A 19,562-nucleotide genomic window follows, 5' to 3' on the forward strand; every position below is an offset into this window, starting at 1 on the left:
TTTTCATATATATATAATAAATAAACGGGTTTACTTAAAGAAATTTAGGAAAGATGTTATTATAACCGCATTTGTTAAGTTACATATTAATCCTCCTAGTAAAGGAACAACAAAGAATGCTAGTTTAGAATAACCAAACTCATCACAAACTGTTTTCATTGTAGCCATTGCAACTGGTGTTGCTCCAAGTCCAAATCCATTATGACCAACAGCCATTATTGCTGCATCGTAATTTTTACCTAAGAATCTGAATGTTAATTGTGTTACAAATAAGTAAGCAAGCAACACTTGACAAGCTAACATAACAACCATAGGAATAGCTAATCCTGCTAATTGCCATAATTTCATTGTCATAATTGACATTGTGATAAACATTGCTAAAGATATTTCTCCAATTATATCAACAGATTGAAATATATCTGGGCTTTCTCCATGTATTTTTTCATAGAAGTTTCTTACTAATAAACCACCAACCATACACATTACATGAATTGGTAATTTAACTCCTGGAACAAGTGTTTTAAATAAGTTAAAGAAAACTGATCCAATTCCTATTGCTATAAACATTAAGCATACTGCAAGCATTGATTTTTTAGGATCCACAAAGTTTTTAAGTTGACTCTCTTTTTCCATTTCTTCAATTTCTTCAGAAGAAAATTTCCCTTTAAGATTATGTTTTTCTACTAATCTTTTTCCTAATGGTCCTCCTACTATACATCCTGCAACAAGTCCAAATGTTGCTGCTGCTAAAGCAACCTCCATAGCTCCTGTAGCTCCCATCGCTTCTGCAACTGGTGCAAAAGCTGCTGCATTTCCATGCCCACCTGTCATTGGTGTAGATCCTGTCATTAAAGCTATTAATGGATTAATATTAAATATTTTCCCAACTCCTATAGCCAAGAAATTTTGTAATGTTTCTAATATTGCTACTAATATTGTAAAAATTATTATTAATTTTCCACCTTTTTTTAATAATTTTAATCCTACTGCTGCTCCTGCTGCTGCAAAGAAAACACAATAGAAAAACTTATTAATAACACCTTTATCAAATGTAAATTGAACTATTTCAAAATTATGTAACCCTAAAGCAACTAACGCAAATAATAGTCCACCTACAACTGAAGCAGGAATACAATATTTCTTTAAAACTCCAAATTTACTTCTCAAATAATTTCCTATCCATATTAATAATACTGTAACCCCTAACGTTTGAAACATATCAATTTTAACATTCAACATAAAATCACTCTCCTACTCTATTTTTCTTTTTAAAATACCTTTTTCTTTATAATATTTAATCGCCCCATTATGAAATGGAATTTTAATATTTTCTAAAGAACTTTCTAAAAATACATTTCTTCTGATAACTTCATTTTCTGCTTTTAAATCTTCTAAATTCTCCAAAATACTTTTAGTTATATCATATACTACTTTATCTGATAATTTCTCATCACATATAACTATATCCTTAACCCCAACTGTATATACATCTTTGTGTAAATTATAAATATCTTTATCTATAATTTCCTTATGAAAAAATGGATATTTAGCAACTAATTTTTTTATCTTACTCTCTTCTATAGAAACAAAAGAAATATTTATATTTTTCTGTAAATTAGTTATCACTGGATTAGGAACACCATTTGTTAAAAATATCGCATCTAAAACTCCCTTTTTAAGTTGTTCCACTAACTCTCCTGGAGAAGCATAAACCACTTTCGTATCAGAATACTCCATTTTGTGAACCCCATAAATTAACCTCGCATTTAATTCTACCCCTGAATTATAAACACCTAATCCTACTTTTTTTCCTTTTAAATCTTCAAATTTATTAATATTTGAATTCCCTCTAGTTATTATTTGAACATAATTATAATGAAGTCCCATGATGCATCTTAAATTCTTAGCCGGTCCTTTATTTTCATATGCTCCAACTCCATTATACGCTTGAACAACAGAATCTGACATTGCTATTGCAATTTCAACTTTATCACTTAAAATTAAGTCAATATTATCCCCAGATCCTCCTGTTGATCTAACTGAACAATTATACCCAGCTTCCTTTATAAATCTTGAAAAACTAAGACCTATTGGATAAAAAAGTCCACTAATGGGAGCTGTCCCTATAGTTATAAATTCCTTATTACTCCTATCACTCTCCCTAGTTTCCATCCCTAAAATTCTTAAATTAAAAATTATTAACAACAGAATTAATAACAAATTACTTTTTTTTAGTTTCATATTTCCACCACCCTTTTATATAGCAATTTTTATGCCAAATTTTATTTTTTTCTAACTTATGTTTTTTTCTAGAATAATTTTCTCCATTTCAAAACTATTCCCCCTATAATAATTTAATGCGGCAACTTTTTCCTAAAACACCGGAAATAATTGCCGCATTAATACTAAAGAGAACTTTTTTCCTCTATAACTCATATTCTTTTATTTTATTACGTAAACCTCGTTCGCTAATACCTAACATTTCTGCTGTATTTTTTCTATGACCCTTATTTTTATCCAAACATTTTTTTATTAGTATCCTCTCTGCATCTTTTAATGTTAAACCTAATAAATTCTCTAATTCATCTATATCTTCATCTGAAAAATTATTGCCATATTTTTCTTTCCCTTTAAAATTTTCTAATATATTATAAGGCAATGATTTAACATCTATTTTTTCATCAACCGCCAGTATAACTCCTCTTTCAATTATATTAGATAACTCTCTTACGTTTCCAGGATAATCATAATCTAATAAAAATCTTTTAGCTTCCGTTGTCAATCCTCTAATATTTTTATCCATTTCCTTGTTATATATTTTTATAAAATGCTCAAATAAAAATGGCAAATCATCTTTTCTTTCCCTCAAAGGACTCAGTTTAATCTCAACAACATTTAATCTAAAATAAAGATCTCTTCTAAACATTCCATCTTCTACCATCTTTTTTAAATTTTTATTTGTCGCTGATATTATTCTTACATCCGTTGTTATAATCTCATTTGACCCAAGAGGAATAAATTTTTTATCTTGAAGAACTCTTAACAATTTAGACTGTAAACTTAAACTCATATCTCCTATTTCATCTAAAAAAATAGTTCCTCCATCTGCATATTGAAATTTTCCAACTTTGTCTGCAATAGCATTTGTAAAAGTTCCTTTCTTATGTCCAAAAAATTCCTCTTCTAAAAGTCCTTCAGGAATAGCCGCACAATTAACTTCTACAAAATTCTTATCCTTTCTTTTCCCTGAAAAATGAATAGCTCTAGCAACTAATTCTTTTCCAGTTCCACTTTCTCCAGAAATCAATACTCCTGTATCTACATCTTTCAACCTCTCTACAAGAGAAAATATTTCTTTCATCGATTTACTTTTCCCTATAATCCCCTTATACTCATATTTATTTTGCAATTCTTCACTTAAATATTCAACCTTTTCATTTAATTCTTTAAAATTTAAAGCTTGTTCTATTGTCAAGTATAACTCCTCTATATTTAAAGGTTTAGTTAAATAAGTGTATGCTCCTTTTTTCATAGCATCAACTGAAGACATTATTGATCCATAAGCAGTCATAATTATAACTATTATTTTCTCATTAATTTCTTTTATTTTCTCTAACAATTCTAAACCGTCTACTTCTCCTATCTTAAGATCTAATAAAATTAAATCTATTTGTGTATTTTTGATTAACTTTATTCCTTCTTCAGGATTTGTTGTGGCTTTAATTTTATATTTATCTTCTAATGCATATGTTAAAGAGGAGCAAATATATTTTTCATCATCAATAATAAGTATTCTTTTCATTTTAAGCCTCCTCAAATTTTATTATAAATTTTGTATATTCATTTTCTTTACTTTCTACAAATATTTCTCCATTATTTTTTTCTATCAATTGTTTTGATACTGCTAACCCTATACCTGTTCCATTAGCTTTTGTTGTATAAAATATTTTAAAAATATTTTCCAATTCTTTCTTTTTCAAACCTATTCCATTATCAAAAAAACTCATGCATACTTTATTCTTTTCTCTATATCCATCTATTGTTATATTATATTTTTCTTTAACATCAAACTTTTCCTTTTTATCATTTATAGCATCTATTGAATTTAAAAGTATATTTATAATAACTTGCTTTAATTGATTTTTATCAGCTTTTATAATTAAATTATCATTTATAGTAGTTTTTAATTTAATTTTAGATTTTGAAACTGTTGGTTTTACCAAAAGAACACAAGACTCTACTAAATTAAAAATATTTATTTTTTCTATGTTCACTGATCTTGGTTTAGAATAATCAATTAAATTTTCAATTAGTTTGCTCACCCTATCAACTTCCTTAGGCACTATTTCTACAAGTTCTTTTTTAAAAGTTTCATTATCTTGCTTATAAGGCAATATCTCCACATAAGTCCTTATAGAGGTTAAAGGATTTCTTATTTCATGAGCAATTCCTGATATCATACTTGAAATTGCTGCTTCTTTCTCTTTTTCAGCCGCTCTTTCTTTCAGTAATTTTTCTCTAGTAGCATCTTCAATAGTTAAAAATACCCCAATAACATTTTTTTTATAATCTAGCAACTGATAAATCATATATCTGAAATAATGTTCTTCCTCATTTACTATTTTTAATAAATCATTGGTAAAACTAATTTTTTCATTATTTATAATAGCTTTTAATTTTTCTTGAGTAAGCATTTCATTTATAATAGGTATATTCTTTATATTTTCACCTATATATTTAGAAGATAAATTAAACATTTCCAAAGTATTATTATTTAAAAAATTAACTTCACCGTTTCTATTCAATATAACTATACCTCTTGGACTACTTTCACAAATAATACTATTTAACTCTGTAGTATTTCTAATTTCGATAATTTTATCTTCTAACTGTTTATTAGATTCTAATAATTCTGATGTTTTCCCTTTAACTTTCTTTTTTAACTGAAAATTCCAAAAGAAAGAAATTAAAAATATTATAATTAAAAAACCAGCTAACAATGAAATTCTAGTCATCATATTCGTAATCTTTTTTAATTTTTCTTTTTCAAAATTTTTAGTCCATTTATTATAAAGCTTTTCATATTCTCCATTTATTTTTATATTCTTTAATTCCGTATTTATAGAATCAAGTAAATCTTCATCTAATAAAGAAACTCCTATATAATAACTTATAGGAGCTGTATAGCTATTTATAAGTTCATATTTTTCTTCCACATCATCTGAAACTAGCAAATATTCTGCAACTTCTTTTACCCCAATACTAAAATCTGCTCTATCCATTTTTAATAATTCAAATAAAGATTCCTGATCTAAAGTCACATTAAAATGAACTTTCTTTAAATTTTTTAAATATTCATATTCTGACGAATCTTTTTCCACAGCAACTACAAAAGCTTCTTCCCCAAAATTATTTTTCACTTTAGAACTATTCTTTTTAGAAGTTACTATACAAGTACTAGATTGAAGAATATTATCTGAAAACTTAACTTTATTTACTAAATCATCTTTAAATCTAATACCTAGTATTAAATCCACATTCCCTTTATCCAATTCATTTATAGAACGTTCTTTTCCCATAGGAATATATTTAAAACTTACATTATTTCTTTTTCCTATAATATTTAACAAATCTATATTCAACCCTTTATATTCTCCATTTTCAATAAATTGAAAAGGAGGCATTTTAGGATCTATTGCAACTTTATATTCTTTCCCTATATTATTAGCTAGTATACTTAAAGAATAAGTTATGAAAAAAAAGACTATCTTTACAATTTTCTTCATTACATCCTCCCTTTCAATAATACTTTTAATTATTTTGAGTCAATAAATATTTTATAACTTCCATTCCTGCTACTGTTCCATCACTTACAGCTGTTGTAACTTGTCTAGCTTTCTTACTTACTACATCTCCAGCTGCATAAATACCTTCAAAATTTGTTTTCATAGTTTCATCTGTAACTATCAATCCATCTTCATCTAAATTAGCAAATTCTCCTAAAAGTTCTGTTGAATTTTTAGTTCCTAAATATAAAAAAGCATATTGAATTGGAAATTCTTTTTTCTCCCCATTAATCTCAACTTCTGCTTTCTCTAAAATACTATCCCCTTTTAGTTCAGTTACTTTAGAATTTAAAATTATTTCAACTTTTTCATTCTCTTTTAAAGTTTTTAATATGTTTTCATTACATTTTAATTCTTCTCCTGTAACAAATATATATATTTTTTGTGAATATTTAGTTAGGAATAATGCTTCTTCTGCTATTTCTTCACCTTGGCCAAATAAAGAAACTGTTTTATTTCTTGTAAAAGCTCCATCGCAAGTTGCACAGTAAGAAACTCCCTTTCCTAAAAATTCAGCCTCTCCTTTTAATTTTTTTCCTGTATTTTTAGCCCAGCCTGTAGCAATGACTATAGATTTAGCTTTAATATTAACTTTATCTGTCTTTACTATTTTAGGATTATCATATATATCTATTCCTAAAAAAGTAGCATCTAAAAACTCTGATCCAAATCTTTTAGCTTGATCTTTCATTTGATTTTGTAATTTTGTTCCTGTAATACCTTCTGGAAATCCAGGATAATTATCAATTTGATGGGCCATTTGAATACTTCCTATATTTTTTCTTTCTATAACTAGCACAGATAAATTAGATCTACTTGCATAAATAGCTGAAGTTAATCCTGCAGGTCCTCCCCCTACTACTACTAAATCATAAATTTTTTCCATTAATTCTCCCCCTATTTATAGTTTATTTTATTATCCCCATTCTTCTTAAAAATACTCTTTCTTCTCCTATTGTTGTTGGCTCTGTATGTCCACTATAAACTACTGTATCTTCCGGTAACTGACAAAGTTTTCCTAAACTTTCAAACAACATCTCACCACTACTTCCTGGAAAATCATATCTTCCAAAACTTCTTCTAAACATTGTATCCCCTGATATTAATAATTTTGATTTTTCACAGAAAAAACTTTTAGAACCCATTGTATGCCCTGGAGTGTCTATAACTTTAAATTCCCCTATCATATCCCCTTCTTTAACTTCAATAAACTCTTGTTTATATTCAAAATTTATACCAAATATATAATTAGAGTGATTTAACTTTGCATCTCCTAAACACTCACTATCTTCTTTTCCTATAAATACTGTAGCCTGAGGATAAAGTTGCTTTAATAAATTTAATCCACAAATATGATCAGAATGTCCATGAGTTAAGACAATATATTTAACATCTAACTCATTAGCTTTCACAAATTCTGCTAGCTGACCCAATCCTTCTCCTTCACAATCAAATATGTAAGCAATTTTATTGTCATCCCAAACTAAATAGCTATTAGTTTGAAAACCACCAGTTAGAAATGTCTTTATATTCATCATAATTAATTCTCCTCCTAAAATATTTTTATAATTACATACTTATAAACTATCATTTTTCTAGAAAAAAATAAAGGATTATTATTAGAATTTATATAAATAATATGATAGAATTATTATTATATTAAAAATTAAAATAATTATTATTTTATACAATTTAGGAGGAAAAAATGAACATAGTTTTATACGAACCAGAAATCCCTTATAATACAGGTAATATTGGGCGTTCTTGTGTCTTAACAAATTCAACTTTACATCTTATAAAACCACTTGGGTTTTCTCTAGATGAAAAGCAAGTAAAAAGAGCAGGACTTGATTATTGGCATTTAGTTAAAATAGTTGAATGGAATAATTGGGAAGAATTTTTAGCAGCTAATCCCGATGGAAATTTCTTCTATGCCACAACCAAATCACATCAAACTTATAGTGATGTAACTTATCATGAAAATGACTTTATAGTTTTTGGACCTGAGTCTAGAGGAATTCCAGAAGAAATTTTAAAAAAGAATCCTGAAAGATGTATAACTATTCCTATGATTCCTATGGGACGTTCTTTAAATCTTTCAAATTCTGCAGCTATTATTTTGTATGAATCTTTGAGACAAACTGGTTTTAACTTCGGAGAATAAAAATATGATAAATATAATTGTTGCTATGGATAACAATTTTCTTATTGGATCTAAAGGAAGACTTCCTTGGAATATTCCTGAAGATTTAAAACTATTTAAAAAATTAACAGAAAACAATATTGTTATAATGGGAAGAAAAACTTTTGAAAGTATAGGAAAACCTCTTCCTAACAGAATTAATATTGTAATTAGTAATACACTTAAAAAAAAATCTCATGTAATTATATTCACTTCTTTAGAAAAAGCAATAATCTTTGCAAAAAAATTTAATAAAGAAATTTTTATTATGGGAGGAGCTAATATTTACAAAGAAACTCTAGATAAAAAATTTGCAGAAAAAATCTGCATTTCCCATATAAAAAAGAATTATTATGGAGATACATTTTTCCCAATAATTAACTTAAACAAATTAAAACAAATACAAGAAACTAACTTTTGTGAATTCACATATAGAGAGTATTTGCTCTAAATTTCTAACTAAAAAAACACTTGTAATTTAAAATAACATATGTTATTATAACGTGTGTTATTATTACATGTGTTATTTTTATTTTAGGAGGTTTAAAATTTGAATTTAAAAAAATTAGGGATTATTAGTACATTATTATCTACAACTATTTTTGGTGCTTCAATTGATCATGTACAAAATTATACACCCGAATATAATGCAAACCCAGCTCAACAAGGGGCTATCAACAAATCAGCTACAGTTTATTTTAACCCTGCAGGTATTATGAGATTAGAAGAAGGAACATATTTCACTGGAGGTCTTCAAGTTGCTATCGGTCAAGAAACTATGAAATATGATAGCAAAAGTGGAGAAAGTAATACTTATGATGCAGACTTACTAGCTCCAATACCTAACTTTGCAATATACAAAGTACAGGAAGATAAGGGATACTTCTTTACCTTTGGTCCACAAGCTGGTGGAGGAAAACTAGAATATAAGGATGGAGTATCTGGAATCAAAGTTTTAGAAGATTTTTCTAATTTAGGAATACTTGATCCAAAACTTAATGATTTTACTGCTATAGCTAACTCTCATTCAGCAACTGGAGAAAATATGTATGCTCAAGCTACTTTGGGAACTGCTTGGAATGTTAATAGCAAATTATCTTTATCTACTGCAGGTAAGGTTGTATATGGATATAGAAAATTAAGCGGTAATTTAAATGCTACATTAACAAAAAAACAAGATGATACAATAGTTGCCAAAATCCCTTTAAATGCATCCATAGATTCTGAAAGAACTGCTTGGGGATTTGGAGGTCAATTCGGTCTTAACTACGCTCCTAATGAAACTTGGAATATAGGAATAAGATATGATACTCCTATAAAAATGAAATTTAAAACAAAATCTACTTCTAACACTACTCTTCCTGGTTTTGGATTTGAAATGTTTTTTCCTCAATATGCTGATGGGGCTAGTTATAGAAGAGACTTACCTGGAATCTTAGCTGTTGGTGCTTCTCAAAAAATAACTGATAAATGGACAATGTTCTATGGTGGGAATTATTATTTTAATGAATCTGCTAATATTGATAGAGATGTTCCAGAACATTCTTTTGAATATAAAAATGGATGGGAACTTTCTTTAGGAACTGAGTACTGGATTAATGAAAAAGTTGCTATTCTTTCAGGAATTAACTATGCTAAAACTGGTGCTAAGTCAGAAAGTTATTCTGATATTGAATTTGCTCTAGATTCTTTCTTAGTTGGTGGAGGTATAAAATATCTTCCTAATGAAGATACTGAAATAGTATTCTCGGTTAGCCACTATTTCTATGAAGAAGATTCATATGATAAATATGGAAAACTGGGTGCTAATCCATTAGTTTACGATAAAAATATTTCTTCTGTAGGAATATCTTTCACTAAAAAATTATAATGTAAATATTGAATTTTATTGATTTTAATTGTAAAATATTACAAGCTAAACAATTTATTATATAAAGGAGGAAAACTATGCCTAAAAAAGCAGTCTTTCAAAAGGACCAAATTTTTAATAAAGCATTTGAGATTTTTGAAAAGGAAGGTCTAGATGTTATTACAGCCAGAAATTTAGGAAAAGCTCTAAAAGCATCACCTGCACCTATCTATGCTCATTATGCTTCTATTACAGATTTAAAAAATGAGCTTATCGAGCACGCTAAAGACAGATTCTTAGAATATTTAAACAGACCTTTTTCAAGTTTAATATTTTTGAATATTGGAATGGGAATTTGTGTGTTCGCTAGAGAAAACAAATCTTTATTTTCCTCTATTTTTTTAAGAGAACAATCATTTGATGATTTAATCAGAAAATTTAGAGATGCAACTAAAGAAGAAATAAACAAAGATCATAGATTTGATGAATTACCATCTGATTTTAAAGATGATCTACTTTTAGATTGTTGGACTTATGCTCACGGTCTTGCTACTTTAATTGCTACTGGGTTTTTTGAACCAACTGATAAAGAAATAAAAGAAAGACTTTTAAAGGGAGCAGCTACTATGCTTTATAAAAGACTTGAAGATTTCAAAAAATAAAAAATCATTATTTTAAAAGTGAGATACTTGTCTCACTTTTTTATTTTGATGTTTTTTAATGAAAAAATAAGTGTAATTTTATTATTTTTATATGCTTTATTTTATAAGTTTTAAGAATACTTTTTTTGTTATCAATGTGTTTTTTGATTTAAATTTACGTTATTTCTTCAAAAAAGATCCTAACAATGTTATAATACAGGTGTAATTTTATTATATGGAGGTTATGATTTGATAAATATAAACGGTTTAAAAATAAATGTCCCTATTATTCAAGGGGGAATGGCAATTAAATGTTCTATGGCTAAACTTGCTGCTGCTGTAGCAAATGAAGGAGGAATTGGTGTTATCGCAGGTACCGCTCTTACAATAAAAGAATTAACTGATGAAATAAGAGAAGCTAGAAGATTAATCACTAACAAAACTGGAGCTTTAGGAGTTAATATTATGTTTGCAGCTACAAACTTTGCAGAACTTGCTCAAGCTTGTATTGATGAAAAAATAGATGTTATTATTTGTGGTGCTGGTTTTTCAAGAGATATTTTCTCTATGGTTAAGGGAACTGATACTAAATTATTCCCTATTGTTTCTTCTTTAAAACTTGCTAAGATTTCTCAAAGATTGGGAGCTGACGCTATTGTAGTAGAAGGTGGAAATGCTGGTGGACATTTAGGAACAGATAAAGATTCTTGGGATATTATGGAAGAAATAACTAAAAATATTGATATTCCTGTATTTGGTGCTGGTGGAGTCATCACTCCAGAAGATGCAGAAAGAATGCTTGCTCTTGGGACTGTGGGAGTACAAATGGGAAGTCGTTTTGTTGCTTCTCACGAATGCGATGTTAGTGATGAATTTAAAAAAATGTATATTGATTGTAAAGAAGGAGATGTTGTTGAAGTAATGAGTTCTGTAGGTCTTCCTGCAAATGCTATTGTCAGTCCTTTTGCTAAAAAAGTTTTAGATGATAATACTCCTGCTCCAAAATCTTGTACTAATTGTTTAAAACATTGTAATAGAAAATTTTGTGTAAATCATAGATTAGTTGATGCACACGAAGGAAATTATGAAACTGGACTATTCTTCGCAGGAAGAGATGCTTGGAAAATTAATGACATCCTTTCAGTTAAAGAAATATTCGATAAGTTCAAACCTGTTTTTAATAAATAAAATAAAGCCTTAGTAAATACAATATTTACTAAGGCTTTTCTTTTTATATAAAATTCTTTAAATCTTTAATAATAATTTCATTAAACTTATTATTTAGAATTTTTATTATTTCTTCTCTTTCATTTCCATAAGTCATTCTATTTTCATATTTTTCTGTAACCACATTATAATTTTTTCTAATTTCAAAATATTTTGATCTTGAAAAGTTCCCACCATTATTAGTTAACAATCTATAGCTTCCTCTAATTATCAATTCTTTATGTTCTGTTATCACCTCTTTATCAACTTTTTTTTCTGTTTCAAGTCCTTTTGAATAAGCTCTACATTCTGAGAAATCCATAGCTACTAAATATTGATTATTATTCCTAGGAATTAATTTTGAATAACTATCAAAATAAACATATTTTTCTATTTCTCTTCCTTTATTTTTAGATGAAAAATCGTATAGTGCTTCACTAACTATTGAATTTATGTAATTGTATCTCATAAAAGAACTTGTTAAATAAACTTTTTTAGTTACTTGAGTTTCTAAAGATGATATAATATTGTAAACTTTATTACTATTCATATAATAGTTTAAATTTCTATAATAATTTATCTTTTCTATTTTTCTATTTCTTGGTAAGTTTATTGAATTTCTATTATCTCTAATTACATAATTTTCAAATATTTTATTTATTTTTTTTCTAGAGTTTCTATAAACATTATAATCAAATTTTAAATTTTTAACTTTATAGTTTATTTTTGAAGCTTCTTCATTTAAAACAATATATACCTTTAATCTTTCTATATCGTTAATGGAAGGATATTTCTTTTTTAAAATATTATCTTTTTCTTTAGCTATTTCAATCGATTGCTTATTAAAACATTCTATTCCAGCTACTGAATCAGGTATATATTTAAGACCACTAGCTAATTTTTTAACCCCATAAGAAGTCACACCTTTTGAATTATATATCTGCAATCCGTTCTCTATTCTTTTTTCTCCAACATAAGTCATAAGAGAAGTGCACCCATTAAACACAAACAAAAACATAAGCATAATTATTAATCTATTTATTTTTTTTATTTTCATATTTCTCTTAAATTTCTCCCCTTTTATTTTAATCTACTAAATAATATTTCACTGTACTTACCACCCTTACTCTTTTTATTTGAGGGTTTCCAGCATCCCTGCTATATATAGAAAATTGTCCTTGAGTTGCAGATTTAATTTTTCCAACAGAACTATTGGAATCTTTAGCAAATTTTTCTGCTACTAATCTAGCATTTTTAGTTGCCTCTTCTATCATTTTAGGCTTCACTTGATTTAAACCTGTAAATATATATTCTATTGGAGTTGTATATTGATTTCCACTCAAATAAACTCCTTCTTTCAACAATTCTTGTAACTCTTTCTTTATAGTATTTACTTCATTTACTTTTTTTGTATATACTGTTATTTTTTGAGTTCCTAGATATCTATATTCTAATTTTTCTCTATCAGAATATCTTCTTCTATCTTCTATTTCAATATTAGAAATTGTAATTTCTTTCTCATCTATCCCATTTTTCAATAAAAAATCTTTAACTTTATTCTCTGAATATTTAAGAGAGTTATATAGATCTTTCAAATCATTGGAATTAACAATATATTCTACTGGCATCAATACAGTATCTGCCATAAAATCTTTTTGTGATAAACCTTTCACTGTGACCACTCTTTCATATTCCTTTATTTTTACTGCTGATTTTCCTGCTAAATAGCCAAGAGATGAAAAACCAATAACAATACATACTCCTAGTATTAACGCCCATAGATTATTCTTTTCATTCATAAAAACCTCCCTTTAATAAAAATAAAAACATTGTAATATATTTAATTATATCACAATGTTTTTATTTTTAATTAAGTTATTATTCTCCAAACCATTTAACAGATATTTTTTTATACGTTCCATCCCTCTTCATTTCATCAATTATTCTATCTATCTCTTCTCTTAAAGATACATCTTTTTTTCTAAAAGCAACCCCAGAACCATCTCCCTCTAATAAGCTTTCACTAGACATAGCTAATGTTTTATTTTTAGAATTATAATATCCCCCTGCTGATGATGCTGCTATAACTGCATCTAATCTTCCTGCCTCTAAATCCATTAAAGATTCTACTAAAGTTCCATACTTCTTAACTTTTTTCACCTTCGTAAACACTGAAGAATTTTGAAGAGCATAATCTCCTGTACTTCCAAGCTGCAATCCTACAACTTTCCCAGCTAACTGATCAACTTTTGATATTTTATTATCTTTTTTAGTAAAAATAACCTGCCCACCTTGATAATAAGGTTTTGAAAAGGAAGCTTGTTTTTCTCTTGCTGGGGTTATAGACATTCCATTCCAAACCATATCTATTTTCCCGCCATTAAGCTCAAATAAAATACCATCCCACTCACAAGGTTTAAATTCAACTTTAACTCCCATCCTTTTAGCTGTTTCTTTTGCTAAATCAATATCAAATCCTACTATTTCACCATTTTCATCTCTAAATCCCATTGGTGCAAAAGTATCATCTAAACCAATTATAAACTTTCCTTCTTTTTTTACTCTAGCTAATGAATTTTCTTTAGAAAAACTTACCGTGTATAATCCTAAAACTAATATAATTAATGCTATTATTTTTTTCATTTCTACCTCCTATTTTCTTTTATCTCTTTAATATAGCCTCCATCAAAAACAACTATCCTATCTGATACTTTATTTACAAAATTCATTTCATGACTAACTATAATCATTGTAATATTACTTTCTTCTCTTAGTTTCTCTATAACATTTAAAACTTCCTTTACCATTTCAGGATCTAACGCTGAAGTTGGTTCGTCAAACAATAACACTTCTGGATTTCTTGCAAGAGCTCTAGCTATTGCAACTCTTTGTTTTTGACCGCCTGACAAAGTTTTAGGATAAACATTAGCTTTATCTTTTAAACCTACTCTATCTAATAACTCAAGTGCTATTTTTTTAGCTTCTTTTTTTTCCATTTTATCAACAACAATTAATGATTCCATTATATTATGTGCCACTGTTTTGTGAGGAAATAAATTAAACGACTGAAAAACCATTCCCATTTTTTTTCTATCTGGTATTTTTATTTCTCCATAATTTATATCTTCAAGCCCTATAAGACATCTTAGAAAAGTTGACTTTCCACCACCGGAAGAACCTATTATAGAAATAGCCTCTCCTTTCTGAATTTCTAAATCTATTCCTTTTAAAACTTGGTCTTCATTATATTTTTTCTGTAAATTTTTCACCTGAATAAAACTCATTATATCATCACCTTTTCTTCTAGTTTTTTAAATAACCAAATTATAACAACTGACATTAAAAAATATAAAGCTCCACAAATTGCAAATGGAATTATTGAAAAATCTCTTGTTACAAGTTCTCTAGAATTTCTAAGAATTTCAGCCATTCCTATAGCTGAAACTAAAGAAGTATCTTTAACTAACGCTATTGCTTCATTTGATAATGGTGGAAGAGCTGTAATTAAAGATTGAGGAATAATTATTCTAATCATTGTTTGCCAGTAACTAAGTCCTAAAACTTGAGCTGCTTCATATTGTCCCTTATCTATACCTAATATACTTCCTCTAAAAATTTCACAATAATAAGCAGCATAATTTACTACAAATGTAAGAGTAGCTGCTGAAAAAGCTGACAAAGTAATTCCAACTATAGGAAGACCATAATAAACAAAGAATAATTGTAATAATAGTGGTGTACCCCTAAAAATAGATGTGTAAGCCACAATTATATTATTAATTATTCCTTTATTTTTTAATCTCCCTAAAGAAAATAGAATTCCTAAAGGAAGAGAAAAAATCATAGTCATAATGTATAGATTAACAGTTAATCCCATACCTTTTAGTATAAATAAAATATCATTTTGCATAATTAATTCTCCTCTTTTCCAAACCATTTTTCATAAATTACTTTAAAAGTTCCATCAGCTTTCATCTCATCTAAAGTATTGTTAATTGCTTCTCTAAATGTTTTATCTTTGTTTCTCATTCCCACACCATAATATTCTTTAGTTAAAGACTCTGAAGAATAAGTTAAATTATTCTTTTTAGAATTGTAATATTTCCCAGCAACTGCATCAACTACAACTGCATCTAATCTTCCAGCTTCTAAATCCATTAAAGCTTCTACATTTGTTGCATACTTTTTAACTTCTTGAATTCTTCCAAAAACTTCACTTTTTTGAACTGCAAAATCTGCAGATCCTCCAAGTTGTACTCCTACCTTTTTTCCTTCAAGTTCATTTACTTTATCTACTTTATTTTCACGTTTTGAAAATATTATTTGTCCATCTTCAAAGTACGCTTTAGAAAAAGTAATTTGTTTTTCTCTTTCAGGTGTTATTGTCATCCCATTCCAAACCATATCTATTTTTCTACTTTTTAAATCAAAAATTATTCCATCCCACTCACAAGGTTTAAATTCAGCTTTTATCCCTAATCTTCCTGCAACCTCTTTTGCTAAATCAATATCAAATCCTACTATTTCACCATTTTCATCTCTAAATCCCATTGGTGCAAAAGTAGCATCTAAACCAACTACCATCTTTCCTGCTTTTTTAATTTTAGCTAAAGATTTATCTGCTCCAAAACTCATTGTTCCTATCCCTAAAACCATAATAATAATTGCTAATAATTTCTTCATAATTTTCCCCCTTTAAATTTTTAATTAATTTTTATAAAACAAAAAGCCACTTAGAATATATCTAAGTGGCTTTCTTCCTAAAGAAAAAATGTTAAGATTTAATTCCACCATAGATACAGACTCAAAATTTGTATTTCAATATGAGTCTGTATCTATGACAATGTCATTTACAAACTCTCTACCTATGGTGATGATGTATAATGTTTATTAAACTAAATCCTTTTACTAACATAATTTTCTCCTTTTTTATTAATTGTTGGATATAGAATACATCCTATCGTCTTTTTTGTCAACAATTTTTTTTGTTTTTTTTTGCATTCTACCTTTTAATCCTGTTTTTTTCTAAATTTATATAAATTATACTTTAAGCTATTTTCACAAATTCAACTAAAATATTTACAACTTTTACCAACTCTTCAATAGAAACTTCTTCTTCCAAACTATGAGCTTTTTCCATACCACAAGAAAAATTAATTGCCTTAATTCCATTTTCTATCATAATATTTGCATCGCTTCCTCCACCAGAAGCACATATTTTTGGATACACCCCTTTATTTTCACAAGCTATTTTTAATTTTTCTATAAATTCATCTTTTTCTGAATATTTATAGCTTTTATATGTTTCACTAAAACCACCTTTAAATTCTCCATTATATTTTTCACAAGCTTTTTCTATTTTTTCCAACATATGATCCATTTGTTTTTTTAATTTTTCAGGATTTAAACTCCTTACTTCCCCTAATATTCTAGTTTTTCCAGAAATTATATTAGTTGCATAATCAGAAAACATACCCGAAATATTTGCTGTTGTTTCTTTATCTATTCTTTGAAGTTTCATATTAGAAATAGCCTCACAAGCCATTCTAACAGAACTTTTACCTGCTTCTGGATTTGAACCAGCATGAGAACTTGTCCCTATAAAAGTTCCATCTAAAACTACATGCCCTGGAGCTGAATTTATTATTTTTCCTGCTTTCCCTCCAACATCTAAAATTATTCCACTCTTAGAATTTATCCGAGAATAATCTAAACTTAAAGCTCCTTTCAATCCCATTTCTTCAGCAACAGTAAAAATAAATTCTATTGTAGGAGAATCAATTTTCTCTTCTTTAATCCTTCTTAAAAGTTCTATTATTACAGTTATTCCTGCCTTATCGTCCGCCCCTAATATTGTATCTCCAGAAGATAAAATTTTACCATTTTTTATTATAGGTTTTATTCCAATTCCTGGCTTTACTGTATCCATATGAGCTGAAAACATTATTGGTTCTTTTTTATTATTCCCTTCAAAAGTACAATAGAGATTTCCACTATTTCCACCAATACTCTTCCCCGCCTCATCAAAATAAACACTACATCCTAGTTCTTTAAAGTCTTTGGCTAATTTCATGGCAAAATCTTTTTCTAAATAACTTTCACTATCAATTGCTACATATTTAAAAAACGTTTCAACTAATCTTTCTTTACTCATATAAATCCTCCTAATAAAAAATTCCAGTATAATTATTTAGGATAGTTATACTGGAATTTTATTATTTTGTCAAATTTATTTTTTTGTTTTATACTTAATTTTGTCTATCTATAATTATTTTTTCTCCCATTTCCATTAACTTCAAAGTCATATTATTAGCTGTTCCTTCATCTGTTAAAATAACAACTATATCTCCACTTTGAACCTTATCATTTCCATTAGGAATAATTTCTTCTTCTCCTCTTTCTAAAGCAACCACCAAACATCCTTCTGGCCATTCTATATCTTTGATACATCTATTATCAAATCTTGTATCTGGTCCAACAGCAATTCTTGTGATCACCTTTTTCTTACAACGTCTTTCTTGGAATTTTGTTTTTGGTAACATATTTAGAAGCAAAATATCATATATTGGTTTCATTTCTAATAATTCTGAAATTAAGAAAGTAGCCATACAAGTTACTACTAAAGGAAAGAAATGAGCAAAAGAACCAGTCATTTCTAGAATCAATATAGTTCCTGTTAGAGGTGATTTAACAACAGCTGTTAAAAAAGCTGCCATTCCTAAAATAACAAAATAAACTTCATAACCTGAAGTTAGACCATGAAAATGATTTATTACAAACATTCCAAAAAACTTTCCAACTAAAGCCCCTAAAACTAATATTGGTAAAAATATTCCACCTGGAGCACCAGAACCATAACACATTAATGTAAATACAAATTTTAAAATAAATAATATAATCAATGTTTTATATGCAAAAGGCTCGTGAATTATTTTTTCTGCTAATCCATGCCCTCCTGAAGTAACATCCATACAAAACAAGCCTAACGCAATACTTGTAATTACTACAACTATTGGTCTAATCATTGGAGGGATTTTTATTTTTGAATATAATTTTTGAAAATAAACAATTCCATCAGAAAATAATTTACCTAAAATAGTTACAATAACTGCAAAAATCAACAATAAAAAATAATATTTTAATTGATATATTGTAGTAACATCCTTCAAATCAAAACTTGTCCCAAATCCAAAAAAGAATTTAGTAACAAATTCAGCACATACAGAAGCTATTAAAATACAAGTAATTAAAAGTGGTGACATAAATTTATGAATTTCTTCTATGGCGAAAACAACCCCTGCAAATGGAGCTCCAAAAGCTGCAGTTAATCCTGCACTGGCCCCGCAAGTCACTAAATATTTTTTATCATAATCTTTTCTTTTAAAAATATCAAAGATTCCTCTTCCTAATTCAGCTCCAAGTTGAACAGAAGGACCTTCTCTACCCATTGACATTCCTGTTCCTATTGCAACAACTCCACCAAAAAATTTAGTTCCCAATTCTCTTGCCCAATTAAAATCCATTTGTCTTGCTATTATTCCCTTTACTTGAGGAATTCCACTCCCTTTTACCATGGGATACTTAACTATTATGAATCCCAAAATCAAAGAAGTTACTATAGCAAATAAAATCAATATTCCAATAGTTTCAAAGTTTAAATTATTCCTTGCATAAGTATAATAAAAATTTCTATACTTATTTGTAAAATCTAGGCATATTCTATATGCCACTGCTACTATTCCTGATAAAAGCCCCACAATAGCTGCTAATAAATAAAGATCCATATGGGATCTCAAATAGCTTCCTACCGCTCTTCTCGCCGTGTCCCTTTTCATAAA

19 protein-coding genes are annotated in these 19,562 nt (G+C 27.8%); 5 read left to right on the plus strand and 14 right to left on the minus strand.

Going from position 1 to position 19,562, the window contains the following annotated elements:
• Nucleotides 1-30: 30 nt before the first annotated feature.
• The 6 genes from Q7K47_03205 to Q7K47_03230 form a co-directional block, all read right to left on the minus strand.
• On the minus strand, nt 31-1,239 hold the full coding sequence (locus tag Q7K47_03205) for a sodium/glutamate symporter (GenBank protein MDP0506215.1): 1,209 nt from the start codon (nt 1,237-1,239) through the stop codon (nt 31-33).
• A 12-nt stretch (nt 1,240-1,251) separates the two neighbouring features.
• A complete protein-coding gene (locus tag Q7K47_03210) occupies nt 1,252-2,241 on the minus strand; it encodes a TAXI family TRAP transporter solute-binding subunit (GenBank protein ID MDP0506216.1) in 990 nt (329 codons plus the stop codon).
• A gap of 184 nt (nt 2,242-2,425) precedes the next feature.
• Entirely contained in the window at nt 2,426-3,802 is a 1,377-nt protein-coding gene (locus tag Q7K47_03215; protein ID MDP0506217.1) for a sigma-54 dependent transcriptional regulator, read from the minus strand.
• Nucleotide 3,803: 1 nt separating this feature from the next.
• Nucleotides 3,804-5,786 carry a transporter substrate-binding domain-containing protein gene (locus tag Q7K47_03220; protein MDP0506218.1) on the minus strand — a complete coding sequence of 661 codons (1,983 nt, stop codon included), beginning with the start codon at nt 5,784-5,786 and terminating at the stop codon, nt 3,804-3,806.
• 25 nt (nt 5,787-5,811) lie between these two features.
• Nucleotides 5,812-6,732 (minus strand): FAD-dependent oxidoreductase, encoded by a 921-nt coding sequence (locus Q7K47_03225; GenBank protein ID MDP0506219.1) that lies wholly within the window; start codon nt 6,730-6,732, stop codon nt 5,812-5,814.
• Between the two features lie 22 nt (nt 6,733-6,754).
• Nucleotides 6,755-7,381 (minus strand): MBL fold metallo-hydrolase, encoded by a 627-nt coding sequence (locus tag Q7K47_03230; GenBank protein ID MDP0506220.1) that lies wholly within the window; start codon nt 7,379-7,381, stop codon nt 6,755-6,757.
• Between the two features lie 170 nt (nt 7,382-7,551).
• Between Q7K47_03230 and Q7K47_03235 the strand changes: the two genes are divergently transcribed.
• The 5 genes from Q7K47_03235 (at nt 7,552) to Q7K47_03255 (ending at nt 11,706) form a co-directional block, all read left to right on the plus strand.
• Nucleotides 7,552-8,010 carry a tRNA (cytidine(34)-2'-O)-methyltransferase gene (locus Q7K47_03235; protein ID MDP0506221.1) on the plus strand — a complete coding sequence of 153 codons (459 nt, stop codon included), beginning with the start codon at nt 7,552-7,554 and terminating at the stop codon, nt 8,008-8,010.
• 4 nt (nt 8,011-8,014) lie between these two features.
• Nucleotides 8,015-8,479: a dihydrofolate reductase gene (locus tag Q7K47_03240; protein ID MDP0506222.1), complete on the plus strand. Its 465-nt coding sequence runs from the start codon at nt 8,015-8,017 to the stop codon at nt 8,477-8,479.
• 99 nt (nt 8,480-8,578) lie between these two features.
• Nucleotides 8,579-9,898 (plus strand): outer membrane protein transport protein, encoded by a 1,320-nt coding sequence (locus Q7K47_03245; GenBank protein ID MDP0506223.1) that lies wholly within the window; start codon nt 8,579-8,581, stop codon nt 9,896-9,898.
• A gap of 77 nt (nt 9,899-9,975) precedes the next feature.
• On the plus strand, nt 9,976-10,539 hold the full coding sequence (locus Q7K47_03250) for a TetR/AcrR family transcriptional regulator (protein MDP0506224.1): 564 nt from the start codon (nt 9,976-9,978) through the stop codon (nt 10,537-10,539).
• A gap of 228 nt (nt 10,540-10,767) precedes the next feature.
• Entirely contained in the window at nt 10,768-11,706 is a 939-nt protein-coding gene (locus Q7K47_03255; protein MDP0506225.1) for a nitronate monooxygenase, read from the plus strand.
• 43 nt (nt 11,707-11,749) lie between these two features.
• On the opposite strand, the gene Q7K47_03260 is transcribed toward Q7K47_03255, so the two are convergent.
• From Q7K47_03260 to Q7K47_03295, 8 genes are all read right to left on the minus strand, one after another.
• Entirely contained in the window at nt 11,750-12,781 is a 1,032-nt protein-coding gene (locus Q7K47_03260; protein ID MDP0506226.1) for a hypothetical protein, read from the minus strand.
• Nucleotides 12,782-12,809: 28 nt separating this feature from the next.
• Nucleotides 12,810-13,523, minus strand: a complete 714-nt coding sequence (locus Q7K47_03265; GenBank protein MDP0506227.1) for an SIMPL domain-containing protein — start codon at nt 13,521-13,523, stop codon at nt 12,810-12,812.
• A gap of 79 nt (nt 13,524-13,602) precedes the next feature.
• Nucleotides 13,603-14,367, minus strand: a complete 765-nt coding sequence (locus Q7K47_03270) for an amino acid ABC transporter substrate-binding protein (GenBank protein ID MDP0506228.1) — start codon at nt 14,365-14,367, stop codon at nt 13,603-13,605.
• 2 nt (nt 14,368-14,369) lie between these two features.
• Complete coding sequence (locus Q7K47_03275) at nt 14,370-15,008, minus strand: amino acid ABC transporter ATP-binding protein (protein MDP0506229.1); 639 nt, start codon at nt 15,006-15,008, stop codon at nt 14,370-14,372.
• Nucleotides 15,008-15,634, minus strand: coding sequence for an amino acid ABC transporter permease (locus Q7K47_03280; protein ID MDP0506230.1), 627 nt, complete (start codon nt 15,632-15,634; stop codon nt 15,008-15,010). Before Q7K47_03280 ends, Q7K47_03275 begins: the two co-directional genes overlap by 1 nt.
• Before the next feature lie 2 nt (nt 15,635-15,636).
• On the minus strand, nt 15,637-16,407 hold the full coding sequence (locus Q7K47_03285) for an amino acid ABC transporter substrate-binding protein (protein MDP0506231.1): 771 nt from the start codon (nt 16,405-16,407) through the stop codon (nt 15,637-15,639).
• A 364-nt stretch (nt 16,408-16,771) separates the two neighbouring features.
• Nucleotides 16,772-17,878, minus strand: coding sequence for a M20/M25/M40 family metallo-hydrolase (locus Q7K47_03290; GenBank protein ID MDP0506232.1), 1,107 nt, complete (start codon nt 17,876-17,878; stop codon nt 16,772-16,774).
• A gap of 94 nt (nt 17,879-17,972) precedes the next feature.
• Entirely contained in the window at nt 17,973-19,559 is a 1,587-nt protein-coding gene (locus tag Q7K47_03295) for a ClC family H(+)/Cl(-) exchange transporter (protein MDP0506233.1), read from the minus strand.
• Nucleotides 19,560-19,562 lie beyond the last annotated feature (3 nt).

This window comes from Fusobacterium sp. JB019 (genome assembly GCA_030673965.1).
Classification (GTDB): Bacteria; Fusobacteriota; Fusobacteriia; order Fusobacteriales; family Fusobacteriaceae; genus Fusobacterium_B.

Coding starts and splice junctions, on each gene's coding strand:
- Q7K47_03270 (MDP0506228.1), bottom strand. CDS start 14,367: ATGAAAAAAATAATAGCATTAATTATATTAGTTTTAGGATTATACACG.
- Q7K47_03240 (MDP0506222.1), top strand. CDS start 8,015: ATGATAAATATAATTGTTGCTATGGATAACAATTTTCTTATTGGATCT.
- Q7K47_03265 (MDP0506227.1), bottom strand. CDS start 13,523: ATGAATGAAAAGAATAATCTATGGGCGTTAATACTAGGAGTATGTATT.
- Q7K47_03220 (MDP0506218.1), bottom strand. CDS start 5,786: ATGAAGAAAATTGTAAAGATAGTCTTTTTTTTCATAACTTATTCTTTA.
- Q7K47_03250 (MDP0506224.1), top strand. CDS start 9,976: ATGCCTAAAAAAGCAGTCTTTCAAAAGGACCAAATTTTTAATAAAGCA.
- Q7K47_03290 (MDP0506232.1), bottom strand. CDS start 17,878: ATGAGTAAAGAAAGATTAGTTGAAACGTTTTTTAAATATGTAGCAATT.
- Q7K47_03295 (MDP0506233.1), bottom strand. CDS start 19,559: ATGAAAAGGGACACGGCGAGAAGAGCGGTAGGAAGCTATTTGAGATCC.
- Q7K47_03215 (MDP0506217.1), bottom strand. CDS start 3,802: ATGAAAAGAATACTTATTATTGATGATGAAAAATATATTTGCTCCTCT.
- Q7K47_03225 (MDP0506219.1), bottom strand. CDS start 6,732: ATGGAAAAAATTTATGATTTAGTAGTAGTAGGGGGAGGACCTGCAGGA.
- Q7K47_03210 (MDP0506216.1), bottom strand. CDS start 2,241: ATGAAACTAAAAAAAAGTAATTTGTTATTAATTCTGTTGTTAATAATT.
- Q7K47_03260 (MDP0506226.1), bottom strand. CDS start 12,781: ATGAAAATAAAAAAAATAAATAGATTAATAATTATGCTTATGTTTTTG.
- Q7K47_03275 (MDP0506229.1), bottom strand. CDS start 15,008: ATGAGTTTTATTCAGGTGAAAAATTTACAGAAAAAATATAATGAAGAC.
- Q7K47_03205 (MDP0506215.1), bottom strand. CDS start 1,239: ATGTTGAATGTTAAAATTGATATGTTTCAAACGTTAGGGGTTACAGTA.
- Q7K47_03285 (MDP0506231.1), bottom strand. CDS start 16,407: ATGAAGAAATTATTAGCAATTATTATTATGGTTTTAGGGATAGGAACA.
- Q7K47_03280 (MDP0506230.1), bottom strand. CDS start 15,634: ATGCAAAATGATATTTTATTTATACTAAAAGGTATGGGATTAACTGTT.
- Q7K47_03230 (MDP0506220.1), bottom strand. CDS start 7,381: ATGAATATAAAGACATTTCTAACTGGTGGTTTTCAAACTAATAGCTAT.
- Q7K47_03235 (MDP0506221.1), top strand. CDS start 7,552: ATGAACATAGTTTTATACGAACCAGAAATCCCTTATAATACAGGTAAT.